Genomic DNA, 5,578 nt, shown 5'->3' with positions numbered 1-5,578 from the left:
GGTCGTCGGGCGGTGAGGAGTCGAAAGTCGTGGTCATCGGCCGGGTCCTTCTCCACTGGCGTGCAGTTGGTCGTCGAGGTTGAAGATCTGCTGGAGCAGCAGGAACCCCTCGTCCGGCGGTCGCCCGTCCAGGCCGGTGAAGAAGGGGGCCATCTCCGCCTGCCAGCGTGCGTTGACGTCGGTGCGGGCCATCGCGGCCTGCGCGGTGGCCAGGTCGTCGGCCTCGACGTATCCGACGATCAGCCCGTCATCGGCGGCGAAGATCGAGTAGTTGCGCCAGCCTGCCGCGTCGAGTGCGCGCAGCATGTCCGGCCATACGTGCGCGTGCCGTTCGCGGTATTCGTCGAGCCGGTCGGGCCTGACCCGTAGCAGGAAGCAGTAGCGGTTCACCTGTTCGTCGTTCCCTTGTGCTCTCCGGGCGCCGCGGGCGTCCCGGGTGCCGGCGGCGCCGGCCGGCCCCATGACGGGACCGGCCGGGCGCCCCGCGGCATCAGAAGTCGAACTTGTCGACGTTGGCGGCGTCGAAGACGGTCGGCGGGCCGAGCACGACGGACGGGCCGACCCCGGTCGACGGGGCGAGCACCTTGTAGGTGCCGAGCGTGCCCGCCTTGAAGCTGGACCCGGTCTGCAGGCTGGCGCTGCCGGACGCGAGGGACGCGGCCGCGTAACCGGCCAGGTAGCCCAGCTGGTTGGGGTCCCACAGCTCGAAGGACTTCACGGTGCCGTCCTTGACGTAGGACTTCATCTGCGACGGCAGCCCGAGTCCGGTGAGCGTGACCTTCTTCGCCACGTCCTTGTGGTTGGACAGGTACTGCGCCGCGGTCGAAATGCCCACGGTGGTCGGCGAGATGATGCCCTTGAGGTTCGGGTACGCCGACAGCAGCCCCTGGAGCACGGTCAGCGACGTGGCCGGGTCGTCGTTGCCGTACACCGTGCTGACCAGCTTCATGTTCGGGTACTTGGTCAGCTGCTGCTTCATGTACTTGATCCAGGCGTTCTGGTTGGTCGCGCTGGCCGCGGCGGACAGGATGGCGACCTGCCCGGTGTTGCCGATCTGCTTGGCCAGCAGGTCGACCTCGGAGGTACCGATGGTCTCGGTGTCCGCCTGGTTGATGAACAGGTGGTTCGGGCTGGTGCCGCAGGAGATGTCCGAGTCGAACGAGACGATCTTGATCCCGGCGGCCGCGGCCTGGTTGAGCGAGGGGCACAGCGCGGACGGGTCGTTGCCCGCGATCACTATGGCGTCGGCGTGCTTCTGGATCGCGGTCTGGATCGACGGGATCTGCGCGGCCGCGGTGTCGGCGGTGCCGCTGGAGACCACGACCTTGCCGCCGAGCTCCTCCAGCGCCTTCTTGCCGCCGGCGTCGGCGAGCACCTCGTACGGGTTCTGGGTGTCCTTCGGGATGAAGTAGACCGTCAGGCCCTTCTTGACGCCGGTCGCGGTCGGCTTGCCGGTCGGGTCGGCGCCGGCGTTGGAGGAGGAGCCGCACGCCGCGAGCATGAGGCCGGCCACGGAGACGGAGAGGAGTGCGGTCGCCCTGCGGCGCACGGTTCTGCTGATGGTCACGTGACTGTCTTTCTTCTTGAGGGCTGGACGGGAACGGTCGGCGCCGCCGGGTGCCGGCCGGTGAGGAAGCGGTGAGGAAGCGGAGCGGAACTACGGACCGGGGGAGCGGTCAGGCGACGGGCACCGGGCCCCGCCTGGTGCGGGCCCTGAACCGGCGCAGCAACTCGCCGCCGTTGGGCACGACGACGCTCACCAGCAGCAGCGCGCCGGTGACGATGTTCTGCACCTCCGGCTGGACGCCCATCTGCGTCAGCGCCTGCTGGAGGCAGCCGACGATGATCACCGCGAGCACCACGCCGATCACGGTGCCCCGGCCGCCGAAGATCGACACCCCGCCGAGCAGCACGATCGCCACCACGTTGAGTTCGAGCCCGGTGCCGGCGTCGTAGCTGACCGAGGAGTTCTTGAGGGTGAACAGGATGCCGGCGAGCGCGCAGAAGAAGCCGGAGGCCACGTAGAGCCCGAACTTGATCCGGTCCACCCGCACCCCGGAGAAGCGGGCGGCCTCCGGTTGCAGGCCGATCGCCACGATGGAGCGGCCCAGCGACGTCGCGTGCAGGACCACGCCGAAGATCACCGCCAGTACCAGGAAGATCAGCGCGGACCAGGCGATCTTCGTGCCCTGCACCGGCATCACGCCGATCTTGGTGAGCGAGATCGGGAAGCCGGTGATGGTGCGCGGCGCGAGCACGATCTCGGAGATCCCGCGGAAGAGCGTCAGCGTACCGATCGTCACCGCGATCGACGGCAGCCCCATCTTCGACACGAGCAGGCCGTTGAGCGCGCCGCCGGCCACGCCGACCGCCAGCGCCGCCGCCATCGCGGCCCACACCGACCAGCCGTCGTGGAAGAGCGACCCCATCACGGTGCCGGACAGCCCCAGCATCGAGGCCACCGACAGGTCCATCTCGCCGGTCATCACGATCAGCGTCAACGGCAGCGCCATGATGGCGATCTCGCCCATGTTCAGGGTGATGTAGAAGAAGTTGGTGCCGTCCAGGAAGCCCGACGTCTGTGCCGACCCGAAGATCAGCACCGCGATCAGGACGAACACCAGCGCGGTCTCCCAGCGCACCAGCCCGCGCCAGAACGGCTGCCCGCCGTCGTCGACACCCTGGTAGGAGGTGGCGGCCGGCTTCGTGGTGGTGATGTCAGGCGTCACGGTGGGCTCCCTGTGCGGACTGGAGGCTGCGGGCCACCCGCAGGCTCAGCCAGCGGTCGAAGGCGATGGCCGCCAGCAGCAGACCACCGGCGATCGCCTCGTTCCAGAAGGACGAGATCTTCGCGGCGACCAGCGCCTGGTTGATCGTGTTGAGCAGCAGCGCACCGAGGGCGGCGCCCAGCACGGTGCCGCTGCCGCCGAAGATGGCCACCCCGCCGACGACCACCGCGGACACGACGGTCAACTCGTAGCCGTTGCCGCCGGTGACGTCGATCTGGGCGTGCAGGGCCAGGAACAGTGACCCGGCCAGGCCGGCGAGCGAACCGCTGATCAGGAACGCGGTGAACACCCGTCGCCCGGCGGGGATGCCCGCCAGCGCGGCGGCCTCCGGGTTGGAGCCGATCGCGTACAGGTCGCGGCTGGCCCGGAAGGAGCGCATCGCGTACCCGACGACCGCGACCACGACCGCCACGATGATGGCCAGCCACGGCACGCCGAGGAAGGTCCGATACCCCACTTCGGTGAAGGACTTGGGGATCGACGCCGGGTCGATGGTCTTGCCGTCGACGATCACCCCGTCCACCCCGCGGACGACGTAGAGCATCGCGAGCGTCACCACCAGGCTGGGCACCCGGGTGACGACCGTGATCAGCCCGTTGATCGAGCCGACCAGGGCGCCGACCGCGATGCCGAGCACGTAGCCCAGCAGCACCGGGAAGCCGGAGTGGTGCTTGAAGACGTCGCCGACGACATACGCGGACAGGCCAACCACCGAGCCGACCGACAGGTCGACGTTGCGGGTGACGATGACCATCGTCTCGCCGACGCCGAGCAGCGCGATCAGCGAGGCGCCGGTGAGCAGTTGCTCGATGCTGTGCGCGTTCGCGAAGGCGTGGTTGCTGATTGTGGTGGCGACGAAGACCAGCACGATCGCGACGCCGATGCCCAACTCCCGGGCCCGCAGCAACGCGGCACCACGGGCGAAGCGCTGGGTGGCGGGCGCCGGGGCCGGCGCGGTGAGCTGTGCGGTCATGACGCCACCGCCGCGTAACCGGTGGCGGCGCGCATGATCGAGTCCTCGTCGGCCTCGGCGCGGCTCAGCTCGGCGGTGATCCGACCCTCGTGCAGGACCAGCACCCGGTCGGCCATGCCCAGCACTTCGGGCAGTTCGGAGGAGATCATCAGCACCGCCATTCCGTCGGCCACCAGGCCGTCGAGGATGCGGTGCACCTCGGCCTTGGTCCCGACGTCGATACCTCGGGTCGGTTCGTCGATGATCAGCAGGGACGGGTCACGCGCCAGCCACTTGCCGAGCACGACCTTCTGCTGATTGCCGCCCGACAGGGTGGAGACCGGGTTCCTCATCCGGCCGAACTTCAACTGGAGGCGCTCCGCCCAGGTCAGGGCCAGCTCGCGCTCCGAGCCGCGCCGGATCAGCCCGTACTGCCCCAGCCGGGCCAGCGAGGCGAGCGCGACGTTGCGGTCGATGCCCATGTCCATCACCAGGCCCTGCTGGCGGCGGTCCTCGGGGACCAGCGCCACACCGGCGGCCATCGCGTCGGCCGGGGTGCCGTTGCGCAGCTTCCTGCCGCCCACCTTGACCGTGCCCGACGTCCACCGGTCGATACCGAAGACGGCGCGGGCCACCTCGCTGCGGCCCGCCCCGACCAGCCCGGCCAGGCCGACGATCTCGCCCCTGCGCACGGTGAAGCTGATGTCGTGGAAGACGCCCTCCCGGGTGAGGTGTTCGACCTCCAGCACGGTCTCGCCCGGGGCGGTCTCCGTCTTCGGGAAGAGCGTGCCCAGCTCGCGGCCGACCATCGAGCGGATGATGGAGTCGGCCGTCACGTCCTCGATCGGCGCGGTGCTCACGAAGCGCCCGTCGCGCATGATGGTGACGCGCTGGCAGCTCGCCAGCACCTCCTCGATCCGGTGCGAGATGAACAGCACCGCCGCGCCCTGCTCGCGCAGCGTGCGCATCACGTCGAAGAGGCGCTCCACCTCCACCGAGGTCAGGGCGGCGGTCGGCTCGTCCATCACCAGCACCTTGGCGTCCAGGGACAGGGCCTTGGCGATCTCGACGATCTGCTGGTCGGCGACGGACAGGCCGCGGGCCTGGCGCTGCGGGTCCAACTGGACGCCCAGCCGCTCGAAGACAGCCACGGCCGCCTTGTTCATCGCGGTCCGGTCGATCCGGCGGCCCGCGCGGCGCGGCTGGCGGCCCATGAAGATGTTCTCCGCGACGGTGAGGTCGGGGAAGAGGGTGGGCTCCTGGTAGATGATCGACACCCCGGCGGCGCGGGAGGCCGCGGGCCCGGACAGTACGACCGGAGCGCCGCCGATCAGCAGCCGGCCGCTGTCGGGCTGGTGTACGCCGGCGAGGATCTTCACGAGCGTGGACTTGCCCGCGCCGTTCTCGCCCAACAGGGCGTGTGCCTCGCCTGGGTAAAGGGTGACCGACCCGTCCTCGAGGGCGCGCACCGCGCCGAAGCGCTTTGCCGCCTGCTCGAGGACGAGGAGCGGGTCCTTGCCTACGGGATCTTTCATCGTGCCAGGTCCTCGTCTTGGTGTGGTGCGCTTCCGCGGCGGGCTTGCCACATGTGTGCCCACCCCTCCCCGGAACGTCGTCCGGGACTCGTCGTGCCCTCCGTCCGAACGTCGGGCCACCGGTAAATTGGAACGTTTCACAAAAGTTGACGGACGCGAGACTATGTCCTGTGTCACGTGACGTCTAGGGTCCCGCACGTAATATCCGTTGGCGGGGAAGAGCGCTGGTGGGCGCGTCGGGCCACGGGAGCCGCCGTACGGGCCGGCAACGCGGGCTGCCGGGGCCGCGGTCGGCGGGTGTG

At 69.7% G+C, this 5,578-nt stretch carries 5 protein-coding genes; all 5 read right to left on the bottom strand.

Features of this window, described 5'->3' with window-relative positions; all coding sequences use genetic code 11:
• Positions 1-33: 33 nt before the first annotated feature.
• Complete coding sequence (locus tag AC13HU_RS31135; protein ID WP_483045320.1) at positions 34-390, bottom strand: L-rhamnose mutarotase; 357 nt, start codon at positions 388-390, stop codon at positions 34-36.
• A gap of 100 nt (positions 391-490) precedes the next feature.
• Positions 491-1,501, bottom strand: coding sequence for a substrate-binding domain-containing protein (locus AC13HU_RS31130; protein WP_483045319.1), 1,011 nt, complete (start codon positions 1,499-1,501; stop codon positions 491-493).
• Positions 1,502-1,676: 175 nt separating this feature from the next.
• Positions 1,677-2,729 carry an ABC transporter permease gene (locus AC13HU_RS31125; protein ID WP_483045318.1) on the bottom strand — a complete coding sequence of 351 codons (1,053 nt, stop codon included), beginning with the start codon at positions 2,727-2,729 and terminating at the stop codon, positions 1,677-1,679.
• A complete protein-coding gene (locus AC13HU_RS31120) occupies positions 2,719-3,762 on the bottom strand; it encodes an ABC transporter permease (protein ID WP_483045317.1) in 1,044 nt (347 codons plus the stop codon). Before AC13HU_RS31120 ends, AC13HU_RS31125 begins: the two co-directional genes overlap by 11 nt.
• Positions 3,759-5,276, bottom strand: a complete 1,518-nt coding sequence (locus AC13HU_RS31115; RefSeq protein ID WP_483045316.1) for a sugar ABC transporter ATP-binding protein — start codon at positions 5,274-5,276, stop codon at positions 3,759-3,761. The genes AC13HU_RS31120 and AC13HU_RS31115 overlap by 4 nt, the downstream gene beginning before the upstream one ends.
• Between the last annotated feature and the right edge of the window lie 302 nt (positions 5,277-5,578).

The organism is Streptomyces sp. NH27 (assembly GCF_056859195.1).
This window is presented reverse-complemented; position numbering and strand designations above follow the sequence as displayed.

What these genes read in the sequence shown, in the direction of transcription:
- AC13HU_RS31115 (WP_483045316.1), bottom strand. Translation starts at nt 5,276, where the DNA reads ATGAAAGATCCCGTAGGCAAGGACCCGCTCCTCGTCCTCGAGCAGGCG.
- AC13HU_RS31120 (WP_483045317.1), bottom strand. Translation starts at nt 3,762, where the DNA reads ATGACCGCACAGCTCACCGCGCCGGCCCCGGCGCCCGCCACCCAGCGC.
- AC13HU_RS31130 (WP_483045319.1), bottom strand. Translation starts at nt 1,501, where the DNA reads ATGCTCGCGGCGTGCGGCTCCTCCTCCAACGCCGGCGCCGACCCGACC.